23 protein-coding genes are annotated in these 20,363 nt (G+C 64.2%); 11 read left to right on the forward strand and 12 right to left on the reverse strand.

Annotation, left to right across the window (positions count from 1 at the left end):
* Position 1: 1 nt before the first annotated feature.
* From ureC to ACLB1G_RS05815, 5 genes are read left to right on the forward strand one after another with little or no spacing between them, the layout of a single operon-like run.
* Entirely contained in the window at positions 2-1,702 is a 1,701-nt protein-coding gene (ureC, locus tag ACLB1G_RS05795; protein WP_491626241.1) for an urease subunit alpha, read from the forward strand.
* A 20-nt stretch (positions 1,703-1,722) separates the two neighbouring features.
* Positions 1,723-2,226, forward strand: a complete 504-nt coding sequence (gene ureE, locus ACLB1G_RS05800; protein WP_491626242.1) for an urease accessory protein UreE — start codon at positions 1,723-1,725, stop codon at positions 2,224-2,226.
* A 2-nt stretch (positions 2,227-2,228) separates the two neighbouring features.
* Positions 2,229-2,909: an urease accessory protein UreF gene (locus ACLB1G_RS05805; RefSeq protein ID WP_491626243.1), complete on the forward strand. Its 681-nt coding sequence runs from the start codon at positions 2,229-2,231 to the stop codon at positions 2,907-2,909.
* 26 nt (positions 2,910-2,935) lie between these two features.
* Positions 2,936-3,565: an urease accessory protein UreG gene (gene ureG / locus ACLB1G_RS05810; RefSeq protein ID WP_491626244.1), complete on the forward strand. Its 630-nt coding sequence runs from the start codon at positions 2,936-2,938 to the stop codon at positions 3,563-3,565.
* Positions 3,566-3,574: 9 nt separating this feature from the next.
* Entirely contained in the window at positions 3,575-4,138 is a 564-nt protein-coding gene (locus ACLB1G_RS05815) for a HupE/UreJ family protein (protein ID WP_491626245.1), read from the forward strand.
* A 38-nt stretch (positions 4,139-4,176) separates the two neighbouring features.
* Here the strand turns inward: ACLB1G_RS05815 and ACLB1G_RS05820 are convergent, their stop codons facing one another.
* Positions 4,177-4,797 (reverse strand): 1-acyl-sn-glycerol-3-phosphate acyltransferase, encoded by a 621-nt coding sequence (locus ACLB1G_RS05820; RefSeq protein WP_491626246.1) that lies wholly within the window; start codon positions 4,795-4,797, stop codon positions 4,177-4,179.
* A gap of 135 nt (positions 4,798-4,932) precedes the next feature.
* Here ACLB1G_RS05820 and ACLB1G_RS05825 point away from each other — a divergent pair, with 135 nt between their 5' ends.
* A complete protein-coding gene (locus tag ACLB1G_RS05825) occupies positions 4,933-5,883 on the forward strand; it encodes an MBL fold metallo-hydrolase (protein ID WP_491626247.1) in 951 nt (316 codons plus the stop codon).
* A 253-nt stretch (positions 5,884-6,136) separates the two neighbouring features.
* Here ACLB1G_RS05825 and ACLB1G_RS05830 read toward each other — a convergent pair whose 3' ends face one another.
* From ACLB1G_RS05830 to ACLB1G_RS05870, 9 genes are all read right to left on the reverse strand, one after another.
* A complete protein-coding gene (locus ACLB1G_RS05830; RefSeq protein WP_491626248.1) occupies positions 6,137-7,192 on the reverse strand; it encodes an alkene reductase in 1,056 nt (351 codons plus the stop codon).
* A 31-nt stretch (positions 7,193-7,223) separates the two neighbouring features.
* Positions 7,224-7,520 carry an ArsR/SmtB family transcription factor gene (locus tag ACLB1G_RS05835; protein ID WP_491626249.1) on the reverse strand — a complete coding sequence of 99 codons (297 nt, stop codon included), beginning with the start codon at positions 7,518-7,520 and terminating at the stop codon, positions 7,224-7,226.
* Positions 7,521-7,628: 108 nt separating this feature from the next.
* A complete protein-coding gene (locus ACLB1G_RS05840) occupies positions 7,629-7,988 on the reverse strand; it encodes a DUF1304 domain-containing protein (RefSeq protein WP_491626250.1) in 360 nt (119 codons plus the stop codon).
* A 39-nt stretch (positions 7,989-8,027) separates the two neighbouring features.
* Positions 8,028-9,011 carry a M14 family metallopeptidase gene (locus ACLB1G_RS05845; RefSeq protein WP_491626251.1) on the reverse strand — a complete coding sequence of 328 codons (984 nt, stop codon included), beginning with the start codon at positions 9,009-9,011 and terminating at the stop codon, positions 8,028-8,030.
* A gap of 56 nt (positions 9,012-9,067) precedes the next feature.
* The gene (gene ptuB / locus ACLB1G_RS05850) at positions 9,068-9,700 is read right to left on the reverse strand and encodes a retron Ec78 anti-phage system effector HNH endonuclease PtuB (protein WP_491626252.1); all 633 of its coding nucleotides are present in this window, start codon (positions 9,698-9,700) and stop codon (positions 9,068-9,070) included.
* On the reverse strand, positions 9,693-11,162 hold the full coding sequence (locus ACLB1G_RS05855; RefSeq protein ID WP_491626253.1) for an AAA family ATPase: 1,470 nt from the start codon (positions 11,160-11,162) through the stop codon (positions 9,693-9,695). Before ACLB1G_RS05855 ends, ptuB begins: the two co-directional genes overlap by 8 nt.
* Positions 11,163-11,267: 105 nt before the next feature.
* Entirely contained in the window at positions 11,268-11,732 is a 465-nt protein-coding gene (locus ACLB1G_RS05860; protein WP_491626254.1) for a hypothetical protein, read from the reverse strand.
* A 91-nt stretch (positions 11,733-11,823) separates the two neighbouring features.
* Complete coding sequence (locus ACLB1G_RS05865; RefSeq protein WP_491626255.1) at positions 11,824-12,696, reverse strand: pirin family protein; 873 nt, start codon at positions 12,694-12,696, stop codon at positions 11,824-11,826.
* Positions 12,697-12,734: 38 nt separating this feature from the next.
* Positions 12,735-13,334 (reverse strand): FMN-dependent NADH-azoreductase, encoded by a 600-nt coding sequence (locus ACLB1G_RS05870; protein WP_491626256.1) that lies wholly within the window; start codon positions 13,332-13,334, stop codon positions 12,735-12,737.
* A 114-nt stretch (positions 13,335-13,448) separates the two neighbouring features.
* Between ACLB1G_RS05870 and ACLB1G_RS05875 the strand changes: the two genes are divergently transcribed.
* Positions 13,449-14,354: a LysR family transcriptional regulator gene (locus ACLB1G_RS05875; RefSeq protein WP_491626257.1), complete on the forward strand. Its 906-nt coding sequence runs from the start codon at positions 13,449-13,451 to the stop codon at positions 14,352-14,354.
* Between the two features lie 39 nt (positions 14,355-14,393).
* Positions 14,394-14,792, forward strand: coding sequence for a hypothetical protein (locus ACLB1G_RS05880; RefSeq protein ID WP_491626258.1), 399 nt, complete (start codon positions 14,394-14,396; stop codon positions 14,790-14,792).
* 7 nt (positions 14,793-14,799) lie between these two features.
* Here ACLB1G_RS05880 and ACLB1G_RS05885 read toward each other — a convergent pair whose 3' ends face one another.
* Positions 14,800-15,621 carry a hypothetical protein gene (locus ACLB1G_RS05885; protein WP_491626259.1) on the reverse strand — a complete coding sequence of 274 codons (822 nt, stop codon included), beginning with the start codon at positions 15,619-15,621 and terminating at the stop codon, positions 14,800-14,802.
* 170 nt (positions 15,622-15,791) lie between these two features.
* Here ACLB1G_RS05885 and ACLB1G_RS05890 point away from each other — a divergent pair, with 170 nt between their 5' ends.
* Positions 15,792-16,283: an MgtC/SapB family protein gene (locus ACLB1G_RS05890; protein ID WP_491626260.1), complete on the forward strand. Its 492-nt coding sequence runs from the start codon at positions 15,792-15,794 to the stop codon at positions 16,281-16,283.
* Here the strand turns inward: ACLB1G_RS05890 and asd are convergent.
* A complete protein-coding gene (gene asd, locus ACLB1G_RS05895) occupies positions 16,280-17,128 on the reverse strand; it encodes an archaetidylserine decarboxylase (protein ID WP_491626261.1) in 849 nt (282 codons plus the stop codon). The two genes, ACLB1G_RS05890 and asd, sit on opposite strands and share 4 nt — an antisense overlap.
* Positions 17,129-17,208: 80 nt before the next feature.
* Here asd and ACLB1G_RS05900 point away from each other — a divergent pair, with 80 nt between their 5' ends.
* Both ACLB1G_RS05900 and ACLB1G_RS05905 read left to right on the forward strand, forming a co-directional pair.
* Positions 17,209-18,123, forward strand: coding sequence for a LysR family transcriptional regulator (locus ACLB1G_RS05900; protein WP_491626262.1), 915 nt, complete (start codon positions 17,209-17,211; stop codon positions 18,121-18,123).
* Between the two features lie 99 nt (positions 18,124-18,222).
* Positions 18,223-20,253: a TonB-dependent receptor family protein gene (locus ACLB1G_RS05905; protein WP_491626263.1), complete on the forward strand. Its 2,031-nt coding sequence runs from the start codon at positions 18,223-18,225 to the stop codon at positions 20,251-20,253.
* The last annotated feature ends 110 nt before the right edge of the window (positions 20,254-20,363 follow it).

Consider the following 20,363-nt stretch of genomic DNA (forward strand, 5'->3'; position numbering starts at 1 on the left):
CATGGCAACCATTTCGCGCAAGGCCTACGCCGAGATGTTCGGCCCCACCACCGGGGACCGTATCCGGCTGGCCGACACCGATCTGTTCATCGAAATCGAAAAAGACTACGCCATCTACGGCGAAGAAGTGAAGTTCGGCGGCGGTAAAGTGATACGCGATGGCATGGGCCAGTCCCAGCGCGTGCGCGCCGAGGTGATGGACACCGTCATCACCAACGCCGTCATCATCGACCACTGGGGCATCGTCAAGGCCGACATCGGCTTGAAGGATGGCCTGATCTACGGCATCGGCAAGGCCGGCAACCCGGACATACAGTCCGGCGTCACCCTGCCCATAGGCGGGGCCACCGAGGTGATCGCGGGCGAGGGCATGATCGTCACGGCCGGCGGCATCGACACCCACATCCACTTCATCTGCCCGCAGCAGATCGAGGAAGCGCTGATGAGCGGCGTCACCACCATGATAGGCGGCGGCACCGGCCCGGCGGCCGGCACTTCCGCCACCACCTGCACCCCCGGCCCCTGGCATTTGCACGCCATGCTGGGCGCTGCCGACGCCTTCCCCATGAACCTGGGCTTCCTCGGCAAGGGCAACGTCAGCCTGCCGGCGCCGCTGGAAGAGCAGATCGAGGCCGGCGCCATCGGCCTCAAGCTGCACGAGGACTGGGGCAGCACCCCGGCCGCCATCGACAACTGCCTGTCCGTGGCCGACCGCATGGATATCCAGGTCGCCATCCACACCGACACCCTGAACGAGGGCGGCTTCCTGGAACGCACCCTGGCCGCCTTCAAGGACCGCACCATCCACACCTTCCATACCGAAGGCGCGGGCGGCGGCCATGCGCCCGACATCATCGCGGCGGTAGGGCAGGGCAATGTGCTCCCCTCGTCCACCAACCCGACCCGCCCCTACACCATCAACACCCTGGACGAGCACCTGGACATGCTGATGGTGTGCCACCACCTGGACGCCGCCATCACCGAAGACGTGGCCTTCGCCGAATCGCGCATCCGGCGCGAGACCATCGCGGCCGAGGACATCCTGCACGACATCGGCGCCATCTCCATGATGTCGTCCGACTCGCAGGCCATGGGCCGGGTCGGCGAGGTCATCATGCGCACCTGGCAGACCGCCCACAAGATGAAGGTGCAGCGCGGCCGGCTGGCCGAGGATGGCCCGAAAAACGACAACTTCCGCGCCAAGCGCTACATCGCCAAGTACACCATCAACCCCGCCATCGCGCACGGCATTTCGCACGTGGTGGGCTCCATCGAGCCGGGCAAGATCGCCGACCTGGTGCTGTGGAAGCCGGCCTTCTTCGGCGTCAAGCCCTCGATGATACTGAAGGGCGGGATGATCGCGGCGGCCCAGATGGGCGACCCCAACGCCTCCATCCCCACCCCGCAGCCGGTGCACTACCGCATGATGTTCGGCGCCTTCGGCGGCGGCCTGAAAAAATCGTTCACCTTCGTCTCGCAGGCCGCCTACGACGCCGGCATCGGCGAGCGCCTCAAGCTGAACAAGACCCTCATCGTGGCGCGCAACATGCGCAATGTGCGCAAGCAGGACATGATACATAACGGCCTCACGCCGGAAATGCATGTCGATCCCGAAACCTACGAAGTGCGCGCCGACGGCGAGCTGCTGGTGTGCCAGCCCATGGCCCGGCTGCCGATGGCGCAGCGCTACTTCCTGTTCTGAATATCGGAGTCTCAAGACCCATGCTGACCCTGCATACCAAGCTGGCCCACGCCGCATCGTTTGACGCGCGCCTGGTGCTGCCCTACGAACTGCGCGAGAAATGCCGGCTGCGCGCCACCCTGGACAACGGCGAGGAAGTGGCCGTGTTCACCGTGCGCGGCACGGTGCTGCGCGACGGCGACCTGCTGACCGGCGAAGACAAACGCGTGGTGCAGGTGGTGGCCGCGCCCGAGCCGACCTACAAGGTTACCGCGCCCGACGCCCACGCGCTGCTGCGCTGCGCCTTCCACCTCGGTAACCGCCACACCCAGGCTCAGGTCGGCGAAGGCTACCTGCGCATCCGCGCCGACGCCGTGCTCAAGGACATGCTGCACGGCCTGGGCGCCACCGTGGTGGAGGAAGAGGCCGCGTTTGAGCCCGAATCCGGCGCCTACGGCGGTGGCCACGGCCACCATCACCACGACGGTCCGCTGGCGCCCATCCCGCTGCGCCAGAAGATACACCGTCCCGGCGACCAGGAATGAGCATGCAGGCGGCGTCCCTGCTGCATTTGCTGCAGTTTGCCAGTCCGGCCCTGCCGATCGGCGCCTACAGCTATTCGCAGGGCCTGGAGGCGGCGCTGGAAACGGGCCAGGTGCATGATGCGGGCAGCGCGCGCGCCTGGATCGTGCATCACCTGCACGAGGTCATGGCGCAGTGGGAAGCGCCGGTCTGCTGGCGGCTGATGCAAGCCTACAGCCGGCGCGACGGCGCCGCCGTGGCCGAGTGGAGTGCACGCTTCATTGCCTCGCGCGACAGCGCGGAATTCCGCGCCGAGACCATACAGATGGGCTTTTCCCTGGCGCGCCTGATCGCCGAACTGGGTATCGCCGACGCCGAGCTGCTGGCCATGCTGCAGCGCGAGCCGGACGTGGCCCTTCCCACGGCCTATGCCTGCGCCGTGGCGGCCCTCGGCATCCCGCACGAGGAAGCGCTGCTGGCCAGCCTGTTTGCCTGGGCCGAGAACCAGGTGCTGGTGTGCGTCAAGTCGGTGCCGCTGGGGCAGGTGGCGGGCCAGCGCCTGCTGCTGTCGCTGCGTCCCGAGCTGGAGGCGGCCGCGCGCCACGCCATGACGGTGGCCGACGACGACATGAGCAACTGGGCGCCCGGCCTGTCGCTGCTGTCCATGCGCCACGAAGTGCAGTACAGCCGCCTGTACCGCTCCTGAACCATGAAACCAACGATATAGAGAATATGACACCATCCAATCCCCTGCGGGTCGGCATCGGCGGCCCGGTCGGCTCCGGCAAGACCGCGCTGTGCGAAATGCTGTGCAAGCGCATGCGCGACCATTACGACATGGCCGTCATCACCAACGACATCTACACCAAGGAAGACATGGAAATCCTGCTGCGCGCGGACGCCCTGCCGGCCGAGCGCCTGATGGGCGTGGAAACCGGCGGCTGCCCGCACACCGCCATCCGCGAAGACGCCTCCATCAACCTGGAAGCCATCGCCCGCATGCAGGCCGATTTCCCCAATTTGGACCTGATCCTGGTCGAATCGGGCGGCGACAACCTGGCCGCCACCTTCAGCCCCGAGCTGTCCGACCTGACCATCTACGTGATCGACGTGGCCGGCGGCGAGAAGATCCCGCGCAAGGGCGGTCCCGGCATCACCCGTTCCGACCTGCTGATCATCAACAAGACCGACCTGGCCCCGCACGTGGGCGCCAACCTGGACATCATGGCGCGCGACGCCAAGCAGCAGCGCGGCGAGCGTCCCTTCGTGTTCACCAACCTGCGCAGCGGGGAGGGCGTGGAGGCCGTGTTTGAATTCATCCGCGACCAGGGCCTGCTGGGCCCGGGCGCGGCCAACGCATAAGGAGAGCATATGAACAAAACCACGATCACCGGCGCGGTGGCGCTGACCTTGGCCGCCGCCAGCCTGCCCCTGTACGCCCACACCGGCCAGGGCCTGCCGCATGCGCACGGCTTCCTGGACGGCTTCGCCCATCCTTTCACCGGTCTCGATCACCTGCTGGCCATGCTGGCGGTGGGCGTGTGGAGCGCGCGCCAGGCGGCCGGCAAGGCGCTGCCGCTGACCTTCCTCGGCATGCTGCTGGTGGGTGTGCTGAGCGGGGTGATGGGCCTGGCCATCCCCGGCCTGGAAACCGGCATCGCCCTGACCGTGGCGCTGCTGGGCTGTTTGATCGCCGCCGCCGTGCGTCTGCCGGCCGGCGCCGGGATGGCCATGGTGGGGATGTTCGCCGTCCTGCACGGCAATGCGCACGGCCATGAACTGCCGTCCGCCGCCGCCTCGCTGGGCATGCTGGCGGCCAGCGCGCTGCTGCTGGGAGCAGGCCGCGTGCTGGGCCGCGCCAGCCCGGCGTTGGCCGTCAAGCTGTCCGGCGCCGCCATCGCGGCGGCCGGCGTGGCCCTGGTGGCCGCCGCCTGAGCGGAAAGCGCGCGCAGTCGCGCCGCGCGGAACTGTCCTCAGTCGCGCGGTTCGGAACGGCGCTCGGACAGCACGATGGGCGCTTCGTTCTGCGGATACTTGCCGTGGTGGCCCTGGTACACGGATCGCATGGCGGCCAGGTCCTGCTCCTGGTCGCCGCTCAGCGTGAGGTGGTCCTTCACGGCCAGGATCTTGTTGGGATAATCGATATACACCAGCAGCAGCGGCACCCGCGCCTCTAGCGCCAGGTGATAGAAGCCGCTTTTCCAGTTGGGGCGGTAGGAGCGCGTGGCTTCCGGGGTGATGGCCAGCCAGTACCAGTCGGCCGCGTGCATGCGAGCGGCCTGCGACTTGATCATGCCGGTCGGCGTGCCGCGCTCCACGGGTTCGCCGCCCAGCCAGCGGAACCAGCGGCCCAGCACCGGTATCCTGAACAGAGTATCCTTGGCCAGCCAGCGGAACGGCAGGTCCAGCGCCCATTTGCCCAGCAGGCCGATGGGGAAGTCCCAGTTGGAGGTGTGCGGATACACCACCACGATGCCGCGGGGACCGGGCAGGGGGCGGTACAGCAGCCGCCAGCCGAACAGGTGCAGCACGCGCAGCGCGCTGCGCTGGCGCCAGGTCGGCAGCGCCGACGGCAGCAAGTCATGTTCGTTCATTATTGTCCCCCGCTCAAAAACTAGCCCGGCATTCTAGCTGGGGGCGGACGCAGGGGCAAGCAGGGCCGTTGCGTACCAGCAAATTGTTTTTAAGGTATTGTAGAGGTCTGAACAACTCCAAAAAGAGGGAACACCATGACCTTCAAGCCGCTGTCTTGCGCCGCTGCCGCCCTGCTGGCCGCCGCCGTCCTGCCTGCACAGGCCGCCGCCCCTTTCGCCAAGTTCCAGGCGCCGGGCTTCTACCGTACCACCCTGGGCGACTTCGAGGTGACCGTGCTCAATGACGGCACGCTGGACTTGCCGGTCAACCAGCTGCTCAAGCAGCCGGCCGCCAAGACCGATGCCGCGCTGGCCAAATCGTTCCAGAAAAGTCCCCTGCAAACCTCGGTCAACGCCTTCCTGATCAATACGGGCGGCAAGCTGGTGCTGGTCGACACCGGCGCCTCCGGCCTGTTCGGCCCCACGCTGGGCCAGTTGCTGGCCAACCTGAAGGCGTCCGGCTACCAGCCGGAGCAGGTCGATGAAATCTACATCACCCACTTCCACCCCGACCACGTTGGCGGCCTGAGCGCGAACGGCAAGCTGGTGTTCCCCAACGCCGTGCTGCGCGGCGGCAAGGCCGATGCCGATTACTGGCTGAGCAAGGCCGAGCAGGACAAGGCTCCGGCCGACATCAAGGCCATGTTCGACGGCGCCCAGGCCTCGGTCAACCCCTACGTACAGGCCGGCAAATTCCAGCCCATCACGGGCGACGCCGAGCTGACGCCGGGCATCAAGGCGCACTGGAACGGGGGGCACACGCCGGGCCACGTCACCTATATCGTGGAAAGCAAGGGGCAGAAAATGGTGCTGCTGGGCGACCTGCTGCACGTGCAGGCGGTGCAGTTCGACGATCCGGGCGTAGGCATCGCCTTCGACACGGACAGCAAGAAAGCCATCGCCGAGCGCAAGGCGGCGTTTGCGGCTGCAGCCAAGGGCGGCTACCTGATCGGCGCCGCCCACCTGTCGTTCCCGGCCCTGGGGCACGTGAAAACAGCTGGCAAGGACTACCAGTTCATCCCGGTCAGCTACACCCAGCCGCGCTAACAAACAAATCCGGCGTCAACACTGGTGTCACAAAACCGGTGTCAGGTCTGCCAATGGTACATGGGCCTGCCTGGGTAGGCGTACTCATGTACTAATGGCAGATCTTGTCACAAAACCGGTGTCAGGTCTGCCAATGGTACATGGGCCTGCCTGGGTAGGCGTACTCATGTACTAATGGCAGATCTGACACCGGGGTGCGGGGTGCCGGGGTGCGGACACCGGCGGCAACGTCGGTGTTGGCCGGGACGAGTTGTCAGGCCAGGGCCGGATAGTCGGTGTAGCCCTGCTCGGCAGGCGCGTAGAAGGTTTGCGCGTTCCACGGGTTCAGCGGCGCGTCGATCTGCAGGCGGCGCGGCAGATCAGGGTTGGAAATGAAGTCCTTGCCAAACGCCACCGCGTCGGCGCGGCCTTCATCCAGCGCCTGTTGCGCGCTCTGCTTGGTCAGCTTTTCGTTGACGATGTAGACCCCGCCGAATTCCTTCTTCAGCAGCGGGCCCAGGCTGTCCTCGCCGATCGCTTCGCGGGCGCAAATGAAGGCGATCTTGCGCTTGCCCAGCTCGCGCGCCACGTAGCCGAAGGTCTCGGCAGGAGTGGAGTCGCCCATGTCGTGCGCGTCGCGGCGCGGCGCCAGGTGCATGCCCACCCGGTCCGGGCCCCACACGCTGATGCAGGCGTCGGTCACTTCCAGCATCAGGCGGGCCCGGTTCTCGATCGGGCCGCCGTAGGCGTCGGTACGCTGGTTGGTGGAATCCTGCAGGAACTGGTCCAGCAGGTAGCCGTTGGCGCCGTGGATTTCCACGCCGTCAAAGCCGGCTTTCTTGGCGTTTTCCGCGCCCTTGCGGTAAGCCTCGACGATGCCGGCGATTTCTTCAGTCTCCAGGGCGCGCGGCACCGGGTAGGGGCGCTCGGGACGCAGCAGGCTGACATGGCCCTTGGCCGCGATGGCGCTGGGCGCCACCGGCGGCTGGCCATCGAGGAAGCTGGGGTCGGAGATGCGGCCCACGTGCCACAGCTGGGCGAAGATCAGGCCGCCGGCCGCGTGCACCGCCGCGGTGACCTGCTTCCAGCCTTCGACCTGTTCGTCCGACCACAGGCCGGGGGTGTCGGCATAGCCCACGCCCTGCGGGGTGACGGCGGTGGCTTCGCTCAGGATCAGGCCGGCGGAGGCACGCTGCTCGTAGTATTTCGCCATCAGCGCATTCGGCACGCGGCCGCCGCCGTTGGCGCGCGAGCGGGTCAGCGGCGCCATGATGATGCGGTTCTTCAGTGTCAAGTCGCCGATGGTGACAGGATCAAACAGATTCGCCATGATGTATTCCCTTGATATGTAGCCGGGCCGCTTACAGGCCCGTATTCATGTGATGGATGAAGGCCTGGATGGCCGCTTCATTACGCTTGAAATAATTCCATTGGCCGACCCGGTGCGAAGTCACCAGCCCGGCCTTGACCAGGGTCGCAAGATGGGCCGAGATGGTCGATTGCGACAATCCCGCCCGATGGTCGATCTGGCCCGCACACACCCCCAGGCTGAGCGGATGCTCCTGCGTGGGGAAGTACGTTTCCGGCTCCTTGAGCCAAGCCAGGATCTGGCGCCGCACCGGATTGGCCAGCGCCTTGTGTATGGCATCGATATCCATCTTGCTTACCTTGTCTATCTCATCGAGATAAAACGATATATGTATCGCTTACTCTCGATTTCAATATCGGAATTCTACGATATGAGCGAAAATTTTGCAGGAGGTACTTCAAGCCAGGGCGCGCAGTGCCAATGCGATCACCGCCGGCAGGGTCTGGATCAACAGGATAGAGCGCTTCACGGTCATCCCGCCCCACACTCCGGCCACCGCCACGCATAGCAGGCCGTAGGTGGTGAAGGCTGCCGCCACGGCTTGTACAGGATGGAGCAAGCCCACCGCCAGCGCCGCCACCAGAAAGCCGTTGTAGCAGCCCTGGTTGGACATGGCCGCCCGCATGATCTCGGCCCGTTCCCGGTCCAGCCCGAAGACGCGTCGTCCCCGGGTGCGGAACAGCACCGTCTCCAGCAGCACGATGTAGACATGCAGCAGCATGACCAAGCCGGTCACGATGGTCGCCAGTACTTGCATTTTTGCTCCTCTCTTTGATGGTGGCCCGATTATGCCGGATCAGACCTCGCTGGCGGGATAGGGCCGGGCCAGGTAGTACCATTCCGTGTTGAGCTCGGCGTCGGCCGCCGGGAACAGGATCACCCCGTCCCACGGCGCCAGCACCGGGGTGCCGTCGGCGCGCCGTCCTATCTGTTCGCCAGACCGCAGCCGGTCAAAGCTGGACCAGGGCCGGCTGAACACATCACCTTCGTGCAGGCGGTCGTGCACCTCCTCCATGCGCAGCGCCTCCATGCTTGCTTCCTCCACCGGCGCCGGATCGGGCGCGCCGCTCAGGCCCAGGTGGGCCAGGGTGTTGAGGATGGCGCGGTAAGCCACTTCCGGCGCCTGTGGATCGCCGTGCTGGCCGCACTCCAGCGTCAGTGCGTAGCCGCCGGTGCTGCGCATGTATTCGGTGGTGCCGACGCCGTAGCGCAGCGTGGTTTCCAGCTGTTCGCTGCCCTGCAGGCGGCGCCGCACGCCCTGGCCATAGGTCTGCAGCCAGCCTTCGACGAAACGGTGCACGCCCAGGCGGCGCGCCAGCGCGCGTTCCTCGCGCTCGTGCCGGAAGGGCTGCAGGGGACCATCGTTGTCGCGCGGCCCCATCATCACGAACGGCGTGCCGACCGCGCTGAAGGAATGCATGTCGAGCAGCACATCGTGCTCGGCCAACAAGGGGCACAGCCAGTTGGCGACACGGTCCTCGAAGTCGGCCGGGTGCGCGGTGGGGAACAGGCTGCGGTTCAGGTTGCGGTCGCCGCTGCGCTCGCCTTTTGCGTAGGCCAGCGGATTGCAGATCGGGACGAAAGTCACGCTGCCGGCCACGATGCGCAGCGCGCCCTCGTCCAGCTCGCGCAGCACGCGTTCGATGGCGCGCGTGCCGCAGGTCTCGTTGCCGTGCACGGCGCCGGTGACGATCAGGCGCGGCCCGTCTGTCAAGCCACTGTACTGGAGGGATTTGAAGTGCGGCTGGCGGTGGAGGGCATGTCCATGGTCTCCTGTCATATGTCTCCCTGTCATATGGCTGCCGGACCGCAGTGCGCCGGCAGTTCGGCTTGCTGTTAGAACGGCGGCAGTGTATGGCGGATAGCAGTCACGAATGGGCCGTTTGCAGCGGCGGCAAGTTCGTTTTCAAAAAAAGACGCGCAATCCTCAATGGTGCATTCGCCGGCAGCTACCATCCGCGCCGCCTCCTGTCCCTGGGCTTCATATTGGGAAACGAAAGAATGCCGTATCTGCCTTAACGAGCCGTTCAGATTGAAAATCCTGATTGTTTCGAGAGCACGGTGGCGCTTGGCGGCAACAAGACCAACACGAGCATCCACTGCACCGTTGCTCAAAAAAATCAGAAACTCTTCGGGATCTTCGGCGTCGGGCTTGATCAACGCTAACGGATCGTAGGGCGGAAGCTCGTCCTTGAATTTGCCGCAGCTATCCGTCCGCAGGCACGAGCCAAACAGATTGCTCCAGTTGAAAGTTTGCGTCGCGTCCCTGCCTTTTTGCCGGAAATGCTCTATGTGGCGCCTGCCATTGCTAATATCGCACTCACAATATGCACAATATTGGCCCTGCATGGATTGTAGCGCCTGCCAAATCAGCTCCTTGTCTGCCGGAGTAACGGCGCTCCAATTATGTAAGCCATGGCGATAGCTGGACAGGCAAGCGGGAGCTGCTCCTCGATGGAGCTTATGCATTGTTAGCTTTCTTCATTGGCAGCTGCTGCTTGAACTGCTGAAAACGGATCAGCCGTTGGCAGTTCAACATCAATGGATGGCCGGCGCCAAAGTGCCTGACCAGCCGGGACAATAACTCCTGTCCTCGCTTGCTGTCATGTAGATTCTGTTGGATAAGGGAGTGGTATTCATTCAATTCGCGCACCGCTTCCACGTCGGGGACTGGATCAATGCCCATGACTTCGGCCAAGGCGTCCGAGCTGGCTATGCCCAGGGTCTGTTGCGTGACGGGTCGAATAACCGTCGTGTGGCGCTGGAGATCCTCATCGAACTCATGAACCAGGCGCCTGATGGATTGCGCCGCCACCGTCGTGATGACTTGTGGGCTATGGGTGGTCACGATGAACTGTAGCAGGGGGAAGGCGGACCTCAAATCTGGAAGCACTGTCTGCTGCCATTCAGGATGCAAATGCATGTCCACTTCGTCTATCAGCACTATCCCACGCGTCAGGATGGGAGCATCCTCTCCATGGTGGGCATTCAGTTTGTAGCAGCGATAAGCGATGTCGCCAACCAGTGCCAGCATGTTTCGTATGCCATCACTGAGTTGACTGACCTTAAGCCAGCCATATTCGGGATGTTCCTGCACCAGCTCCTGATGTTCAGCGCTGTATTCCAGCCGCCGCCATCCAGTATGTTTCTCCAGGACGGAGTCGATAGCGTTTTGGATGGCTTTTATCGGGGCCAGCAAGCCCTCCGGAATCGCTTCATTGACCGGATTGCGCTGTTCCAGTTGTCTGATCTGAGCATCGCGCAGCGCCTTGAACGCAAGGGTGAACCACTGCGCAAAATGTTTGTAGCTGGATGCAGGATCAAGGCAGTCGCGATACGCGAAAGTCCTGGAGAACGCTTCTCTTTCAGATTGACCAGCCACGCCCGTCAATTTTTTCTGGCTCCATAAGCGTCCTGTGCCGTAGTATCCGAGCATAGGCAGGTCATCGGGGGCGGCGGTCCGATCAGAAAATATGCGCTCTTCAAACGCTGCTGCACATGCCTCCAGGCTCAGCGATCCCTCAACTCCGGCCGTTTTCGTTTTAGTGTTTTTTTTAACGCTGTCGCGATATCTGCGCATCGACCAGAGCGTATCGGCCGGCATATCGGCAGACAGCCGGCCATCCTCTCTCAAGTGGCGGGCATCGATAATGCCCTTGCCTTCGACGAAGGAGGGAAGACGCCATTCCATCTCATGCTCCCGCTGGCGTTCGCGGCGTACGTCGTCGATATGGATACCGGTAATGTCGTTGGTTGTGCTGCCAAGGTCAAATCCGGCTACAAAAGGCCAGATGGCAACCTTGATAGCATCCAGCAATGAAGTTTTTCCCTGGCCGTTAAGCGCGACTATTACCGTCAGTTGAGGATCGAATTCAACTTCAAGGTCATCGAAACAGCGATAATTTTTTATGTGAATACGATGTATTCTCAAAGTTGGTACCTCGGCGGTTCATGGGATCATGGAAATACAGGCATGTAAGCCAAGCATGCAAGTGCAACTATACAGGGCCATTGCGGGACTGGTCATGTCTTTCGTTCAATGCATGTCGATCACGTCGAATGGCGACTGGGTCGAAGCCAGGTAGGCCATCAGCGCGCGCGCCCGTTCACCCGAATCCTGTCCCCGGGTGGCGGCAACGGCGGCGCGCAGTCCGGGGATGATTTCACTGATGTGCGGACTGTCGTAGGCTTCCACCAGCAGGATGGCCAGCTCGCTGGCGCGGCCCCGGTTGTTGCGCATGCGCTGTTCCAGCACCGCCAGCAGGGCGCGCTGCATGCGCGGCGTAGGGTTGGTGATGTAGCCGAACACCAGCGGCGTATTGCTGATGGCGTCGCACAGGCGCGCCTCGATCTGCTCCGGATTGACGTCCGAGGCGATATCGAAATAAGCGCCGTTCCAGCGTGTGCGTTCATAGGGATGGCCGGGCGGGAAGGAGTCGGCGGTCTCGAAGCCGAGGATGCGGCTCAGCTGCCTGAGCCAGGAGAGTATGGTCGGTATCATTCCGGCATTCTAGACCAGCGCGGGCTGGAATGAAAAAGGGGCCGGCAATCAGCCGGCCCAAAAGGGATATACACGGGAGACGGTGCGGCAGTCAGGCCTGGGCTTCCTCGCCCAGCTTGCCGGCGCGGAAATCCTCGACGGCGGCGAAGATTTCGGCCTGGGTATTCATCACGAAGGGGCCGTACTGCGCGATCGGCTCGTTAAGCGGCTTGCCGGCAATCAGGATCAGCCTGGCTTCCGGACCGGCCTTGATGGCCACGCCGTCGGCCCCTTCGTTATTGGCCAGGATGGCCATGCGGCCGGCCGCCACCGCCTTGCCGCCCACGGTCACCTCGCCCCGGTACACATAGAAGAAGGCGTTATGGCCGGCCGGGATGGCCTGCTCGAAGGCGGCGCCTTGCGGCAGCACCACATCCAGGTACAGCGGTTCGGTCACTTCGCGCTGCACGGCGCCATCCACGCCGTTGCTGCTCCCGGCGATCACCTTGACCGCCACGCCATCGGCCGTGGTGTAGCCCGGCACCTGGTCGCCGTTGAAGTCGCGGTACCAGGGCTTGCGCATCTTGTCGCTGGCGGGCAGGTTCAGCCACAGCTGGAAGCCTTCCATCACGCCTTCCTCCTGCTCCGGCATCTCGGAGTGGATCACGCCGCGCCCGGCCGTCATCCACTGCACGCCGCCGCTGGTCAGCAAGCCTTCGTTGCCGGCGCTGTCCTTGTGGCGCATGCGGCCGGTCAGCATGTACGACACCGTCTCGAAGCCACGGTGCGGGTGGCTGGGGAAGCCGGCGATGTAGTCGTTGGCCTGGTCGCTGCCGAAGGCGTCCAGCATCAGGAACGGGTCCAGGCGGCGCTGCAGGGGCTGGGTCAGTACGCGGTTGATCTTCACGCCGGCGCCGTCCATGACGGCCTGGCCGTTGATCAGGCGCTCCACGGTGCGCGATTGCTGGACTTTCATGGTGCTCATGGCATTCTCCTCAAGTTAGGTCGGCGCCGGCTGCGGGTTCAGACCAGCACGGCGTTGATTTCAGCTTCGGCCTGGGCCTGCGCCTTGGCCACGGCTTCCGGACCCATGCCCATGCCTTCGGCGTAGACGAACTGCACGTCGGTCATGCCCAGGAAGCCCAGGAACATTTTCAGGTGCGGCAGCTGGGTGTCGGTGGGGGCGCCACGGTGCACGCCGCCACGGGCCAGGGCCACGTAGACTTTCTTGCCGGTCAACAGGCCGATGGGGCCGGTGGCGCCATATTTGAACGTGACGCCGGCGCGGGCAATGGCGTCGAACCAGCTTTTCAGCTGCACGGTAATGCCAAAGTTATACATCGGCGCGCCTATCACCACCACGTCGGCCGCTTGCACCTGGGCGATCAGGGCGTCGTCCAGGGCCACCCGGGCGGCCTGCTCGGCGCTGCGCTGTTCGGCCGGGGTGTACAGGGCTTGCAAGGCGGCTTCGTCCAGCACCGGATGCGGGTTGGCGGCCAGGTCGCGGCGGGCCACGGTGGCGCCGGGGTTGGCGGCTTGCAGTTTTGCCACGATGGTGTCGGCCAGGCGGGTCGATTCGGAACCGGTGCTGCGGGCGCTGGAATTGATTTGCAGGATGTTCATGACTGTTCTCCGGGGTGTAGGGGTTTGCTGCTGCGATGGGTGTACTTTAGTCGTTTCAAATCCCGCTGAGAATCCAATAGAATGGATAGCATTCATCCACTGATGGAACAATCTATGGAAATCGATCCCGCCGACCTGCTGCTGTTTGCCCGCATCGTGGAGTGCGGCAGTTTCAGCCTTGCGGCCGAGCGCGTGCAGCTGCCCAAGTCCACCGTGTCGCGCCGCATCACGCTGCTGGAAGGCAAGCTGGGCGAGCGCCTGCTGCATCGGACCACGCGCAAGCTGGTGCTGACGGAATTCGGCGCCAGCCTGCTGGAGCACGCGCGCCGCGTGGCGCAGGAAACCGAGGCGGCCGGCGCCCTGGCCCAGCACCGCCAGGGTGCGCCCAATGGATTATTAAGAGTGTCCATGCCCGCCGATTTTGCCAATCCATATATGGGCCAGGCCTTGGCGCGCTTCCTGGATCGTTATCCCGATATTTCGCTGGAATTGGATTTGTCGCCGCGCCGGGTTGATCTGGTGGCGGAGAATTTCGACCTGGCCATACGAATGGGTAATCTGCCTGATGATACGACGCTGGCGGCGCGGCCCGTGACCATGACCCATTTGGCCTTATATACGGCGCCCTCTTATACGACATTATGCGGCCTGCCGGAACACCCGGACGATTTATTCAAGCATGACCTGCTCAGCCTGCCGCCGCGCAGTAATGGATTGATACGCTGGACCCTGTTGCGCGGGAAAACACGCTGGGAGCGCGAGTTGCCGGTGCGCTTATTGGCCAATTCTCCTGAGTTATTGGTGCGCATGGCAGCCACCGGGATCGGCATCGGCGCCAGTACCGAACAATTGGCCGCGCAATTCTTGAAGTCGGGACAATTGGTCAGGGTATTGCCGGATTGGTCGTTCCCGGAAGTGACCGCATGGGCGGTATTCCCGGGGCGTAAATTAATGCCTGCCAAGACGCGGGTATTTCTCGATATGCTGCAGGAAGCATTTGCCACTCTCCAGCTGCAATGATTTAATGCAGCATCTACCCCGGACTCGCTAAAAAACTGCATGAAAAAGCTAATATTTGGCATGACTTGGCTGTGGAACGCCTGTGCCGGCGCGGGCGAGCCCGTGTTTGCCGGCGACCCGCCGCCGCGCGCCGTGACCGCGCGCGAGATCGGCAAGATCGACAAGGAATTGCGCGGGAAAACGCCGCCAGTCCCCGAGCAACGCGATGACGGGAAGGACAGGTTGAGCGGGAAGATAGACCAGGCGTATATCGGTAACAGTGAAATGACTGCGGACTATTACACGTCGCCGGATGGGGTAGGGTATATACGCATGAAAAAGAATGGCCGCATGCAATGCTATATCAGTGCCAACGTCAATTACGCGCCCGGCATTTTGCATGACCCGAGTGCCGCCAAGACAGTCAATTGTCCTCCCGCTAGCGGCTGGCATAAATAAGCCAGGGTCAGGGGGGGTGCTGGTCTGCGGAGGGAATATCCTTGCGCTCGGTCCAGTGCGAACGGTCATAGAAGATGAATTCAATGCGCGCATCGTCGGACCAGGAGGCGCGCTTGCCCTTTAATTCCAGCATTAGTGATGCGGCGCTGATACTGTGGCCGTTTAATTCATGCCGTTCGGTGCGGGCGCCGTCGGTAATCGTATAAGCCTGCAGACGCGGCCACGGGCGGGTATTGAAGAATATGGCATCCTGGCCGCCGCATAATTCATTCATCGGCGGGCCTATGGGGGCGGGAGTCGGTTCCCCCATCAGCTTGCGTCCGCGCGAGGAATGCCATTCAATTGCCAGATAAACCCGGCATTCCAGGCGCAGGTCGCCCAGGCGGTATATGGCGGGCGGCAAGCCCGGCGTGTGTACGTCGACCACCCAGCTGGCCGTCCGCGCCTTCTTGCGCAGCGAGACGTAGAGCTTGGCGCCGCGCTTTTCCGCCTCGGCCGAGTCGGGCAGGACGAACCAGCCATCTTCCAGCACCGTGAGGTCCTGGCTCCAGGCCGTGCTGAACCACGCTCCCGCCGCCTCCAGGCTGGCGTGTTCCAGCGGCAGCGGTTTCATGGGAAAGCCCAGGGTCACCAGGCCGAAATGCAGTTCGGCATCGGGCGCCAGGGCATGGTGGGCGCCAAACTCGCGCACGCCGGGCAGCAGGTGCAGATAGTCGCGCATCGAGCGGATGCCCTGGCCCGGCACTTTCACCACCGGCACCTCCGGGTCGTCCTGCGCCACTGCAGATAGGCAGAGCAGCAAGGCGAGCAAGGCGCAAACGGTTTTCATCCAGCCATTATAGTCAGCTTGATAATGCAAGATAATCAATCTGCTGATTGAAGAAACGCCAGGCAGCGGCGATAATGGGTTTTTCCCTCTGCCGACGCCGCCATCATGACCGAGCAGCTCCGTACCGAACCGCGCCAGGTGGGCTGGCTGGCGCTACTGGCCTACGTACCATGACCATCGATTACGGCGACGTGTGCTGGCGCCTGCTGGTGGCGCTGCTGTTCGGCTGCGTGATCGGGCTGGACCGTAACCTGCATGGCAAGCCCACCGGCATGAAGACGCTGGGCCTGGTGGCCCTGGGCGCTGCCCTGGCGACCATGGCCAGCATGCAGTTCGCCAGCCTGTCCGGCGGCTACAGCCGCGACGCGCTCAGCCGCGCCGTGCAGGGCGTGATCACGGGTATCGGCTTCCTCGGGGCAGGGGTGATCGTGATCGACAAGGGCGCGTCCAAGGTGCGCGGCCTGACCACGGCGGCCTCGATCTGGGTCACGGCCGCCATCGGCATCGTGTGCGGCATGGGCGAGTGGCGCGTGGCCGGCATCGCCCTGGTCCTGGTGCTGCTGTTATTCCTGCTCGGGCACCCGATCGAGCGCCGGCTGCATGCGCGCTGGCTGGGCAAGACCGACAAGGAGCGCGAGGATGCCAGCCTGCACGATGATTAGCGCGCCAGGCGCGCCATTTCCTCGCCCAGCCGGATGGGGGCGGCCGGCTGCCAGGCCGGATTGAATGTCAGCGTATCCTTGGGGAACAGCATGACGACGGTGGAACCCAGCAGGAAGCGGCCCAGTTCCTCGCCCTGTTTCAGCACGATGTCCTGGTCCTCGTAGCGCCACTCGCAAATTTGCGGCTGGCGCGGCGGGTTGACCACCCCATGCCAGACGGTGGCCATGCTGCCGACGATGGTGGCGCCCACCAGCGTCATGACAAACGGGCCATGAGCGGTGTCGAACACGCACACCACGCGCTCGTTGCGGGCGAACAGGCCCGGGATGCCGCGCGCCGTGGTCGGATTGACGGAGAACAGCTCACCCGGGATATAGATCATGCGTGTGAGCTTGCCTTCGCAGGGCATGTGGATGCGGTGGTAGTCGCGCGGGCTCAGGTACAGGTTGGCGAAGCTGCCATGCTGGAATTGCGCCGCCAGCGCGGCGTCGCCCCCCACCAGGGCCGTGGTGCTGAACTTGTGGCCCTTGGCCTGGAAGATCTGGTCATCCTCGATGGCGCCGAACTGGCTGATGCGGCCATCCACCGGGCAGATGAACTCGGCGTCAGCCAGGGGCCGTGCGCCAGGCTTCAGGGCGCGGGTGAAGAATTCGTTAAAGCTGGGATAGCTGGCGATATCCGGATTGGCGGCCTCGTCCATATTCACGTCGTAGCGCCCCACGAACCAGCGTATCAAACGCGTGGTCATGGCGCCTCCCTTGGCGCCGGCCACGCGGCCCGCGAAGTTGGTCAGCGCTCCCTTGGGAAGCAGATACTGCGGCAATACGGCAAGGCGGTCGGACACGATGGGTTTATCCTGGGGGGGAGACAAAGAGGTGCATTATAAGCCGGGCCGGGGTAGCATGCGAGCACTATGGAGCTCCTATGAAAATCCCCAAAAGTACCCTGGAACAGTGGCAGGTGCTGCAAGCCATCGTCGAGTGCGGCGGCTATGCGCAAGCGGCCGAGGCCCTGCACCGCAGCCAGTCCTCGGTCAGCTACATGGTAGCCAAGCTGCAGGAGCAGCTGGGTGTTGAACTGCTGGAAATCGACGGCCGCCGCGCGCGCCTGACCCGAACCGGGGAAACCCTGCTGGCGCGGGCGCGCGAACTGCTCAGCGATTCCTTTCAGCTGGAGCGTATCGCCGCCAGCCTCAGCGAAGGGTGGGAGCCGCAGGTGGCCATCGCGGTCGACAGCCTGTTCCCCATGGAGATGCTGGTGCAGGTGCTGCGCGCCTTCGAACCCTGGGCCAGCCACACCCGGCTGATGCTGGAGGAAACCGTGCTGTCCGGTTCCGAGGATGCCCTGGTGGACAAGCGGGTCGATATCGCCATCGTCAGCAAGGTCCCGTCCGGCTTCCTGGGCGACCCGCTGATGGACATCGAATTCGTGGCCGTGGCCCATCCCTGCCACCCGCTGCATGCGCTGGGGCGCGCGCTGGAGATCGATGATTTGAACCGCAACCTGCACATCGTGGTGCGCGATTCCGGCACCCTGAATCCGCGCGAGGCCGGCTGGCTGGGCTCCGGCCAGCGCTGGACCGTGACCAGCCCCGGCACCCGCATGGACATGCTGTGCAACGGCATCGGCTTTGGCTGGGTGCCGCTGCACAAGATGCGGGACCAGCTCGAGCGCGGCGTGCTGCTGCCGCTGCCGCTGCGGGTGGGGCAGCGCCACAAGATGTCGCTGTCGCTGGTGGTGGCCGATCCGGACGGCGCCGGGCCCGCCACCTGCCGCCTGGCCGGCATGATACGGGAGGTGGCGGCGGGCACTTTGGCCCCGGCGCCCTTGTGTACGTAATTAAAGTATGTAAAAGAGTGTATCGTTACTCGGCTGAAAGGTTAAGCCTGTGTCATTTTGTCCGTATAATCCGGCCTCCGTTTCAGACACCGCACTCACATGACTACCCATCCCATGCTTCCGGCGCGCAGCGCCATCGCCATTGCCTGCTCCCTGATGTTTGCCCACGCCGCCTGGGCCCAGCAGTCCGACATTGATACCCCGGTGGATACCTACCCCGGCGCCCGCACCGTGCTGCAGCGCGAACAAATCGACGCCACCGGCGCCGCCGGTGTGGAAGATGCGATGCGCACCGTGCCCGGCGTGCAAGTGAGCGGCAATGGCGCCGCGGTCGGCAGCGGCAGCTCGCTGAGCCTGGGTGTGCGCGGCCTGGACGGCACCTACACCACCGACAGCCAGTTGCTGCTGGACGGCATCCCGCTGGCGCCCGCGCCCTACGGCATGCCGCAAGCCTCGTTCGCTCCGGTCTTGCTGGGCAACCTGGACGCCATCGAGGTGCTGCGCGGGGGCACCGGCCCCAGCTATGGCCCCAACACCATGGGCGGCGTGATCAACTTCCGCACCCGCGCCATCCCGGCCGCCGGCCAGACCGTGGCCGACGCCGGCGCCCGCGTCACCCAGTACGAGGGCGGCAATAGCAGCACCCAGTACAACGCCTTTGTCGGCACCCGCCTGGACGATGGCCTGGGCCTGGCCCTGCTGTACTCGGGCCAGGATGGCAAGACCGCCCGCCAGCACAGCAGCACCACCCAGAACGATGTGGCGCTGAAGTACAGCTACGCGTTCACGCCGCGCGCCCAGGTGTTTGGCAAGTTCTCCTATGCCGACGCGCGCTCGGAACTGCCGGGCGGCCTGACCACGGCGCAGTTCGCGGCAGATCCGTTGCAGTCGCTGCGCAGCTACGACGCATGGAAGGGCCGCCGCACCGGCGCCGACCTGACCTATGTGAACGCGCTGTCCGATACCCGCCAGCTGGAGGTGCGCACCTGGTACGCCAAGACCGCCGTCATCAGCCAGCGCACCGACGCCCAGGACGCCAGCCTTGCCAGCGCCTCGCGCCAGCCGCGCTACTACAATGTGCTGGGCGTGGAACCGCGCTACACCCAGCGCCTGAACATCGGCGGCGTCAGCAACGACGTGTCGGTGGGCTACCGCTACCTGCGCGAAAAGGGCGAGGAACGCGCGCTGCTGATCAGCGCCACCACCGGCGCCACCACCACGTCGCGCTCGACCGGCGTCAGCACCGACGCCCACGCCGTCTATGTCGAGGACCAGGTGGCTTACGGCCGCTGGCGCGTGACGCCCGGCCTGCGCTACGAGCACGTCGAGATGGAGCGTGATAACGTGCTGACCGCCTACCGCCAGGAACTGCGCAACAGCAAGGCGCTGCCCTCGCTGAACGTCGGCTATCTGCTGAGCCCCAGCGTCACGCTGTTCGGCAACTACAGCACCGCCTTTGCCACGGCCCAGCACCAGATGCTGGCGCTGGCCGCCTCCACCGACAACCTGCAGCCGGAAACGGCGCGCACGGCGGAACTGGGCGCGCGCTACGCCGGCCAGCAGTGGAAGCTGGACGGAGCCCTGTTCCATACCCTGTATTCCGACCAGATCGTGTACATGAGCGCCAGTCCCTTGTCCTACCAGAACCTGGGCAAGACCCGCCACCAAGGCCTGGAAGCGCACGCCGAATACCGTTTCGCCAAGGCCGGCCCGCTGCGCGGTTTCAGCGCCTACGCCAGCTACACCTATACCGACGCCACCCAGCGCTATGGCGCCTATCAGGGCAAGGACGTGCCGTTTTATTCGCGCAACGTGAATACTGAAGGCGTACGCTACCAGCGCGGCGCCTGGACCGTGGACGTCAACAGCACCTACCAGTCGCACCAGTATGCGGACGCCGCCAATACCGTGGCCGAAAGCGCGGACGGCAGCGTGGGTGAAATCGCTGCCTACCGCCTGTGGAACGCCAATATCTCGTGGAAGGTGCCGGGCCAGGACCAGGTGCGCATCCAGGCCGGGGTAAATAATATCGGCAACAAGATCAGCTACACCCGCAACACCGACCTGAATCTCGGCAAGGTGGCCGGACAGTCCCGTTCGGTATTCCTGCAAGTAAACGCTGGCTTCTAAGCACAGTTTTGCGGGCTATGGACATCGCGCCATAGCCCGATTTAAAGCCCCTGCAGTTTCCCGTCCTGCCTTATTTCCCTCGCTTCGATTCAATTCCAGCTGCGCGCCGC

The sequence above is a fragment of the Duganella kummerowiae genome, assembly GCF_053572355.1.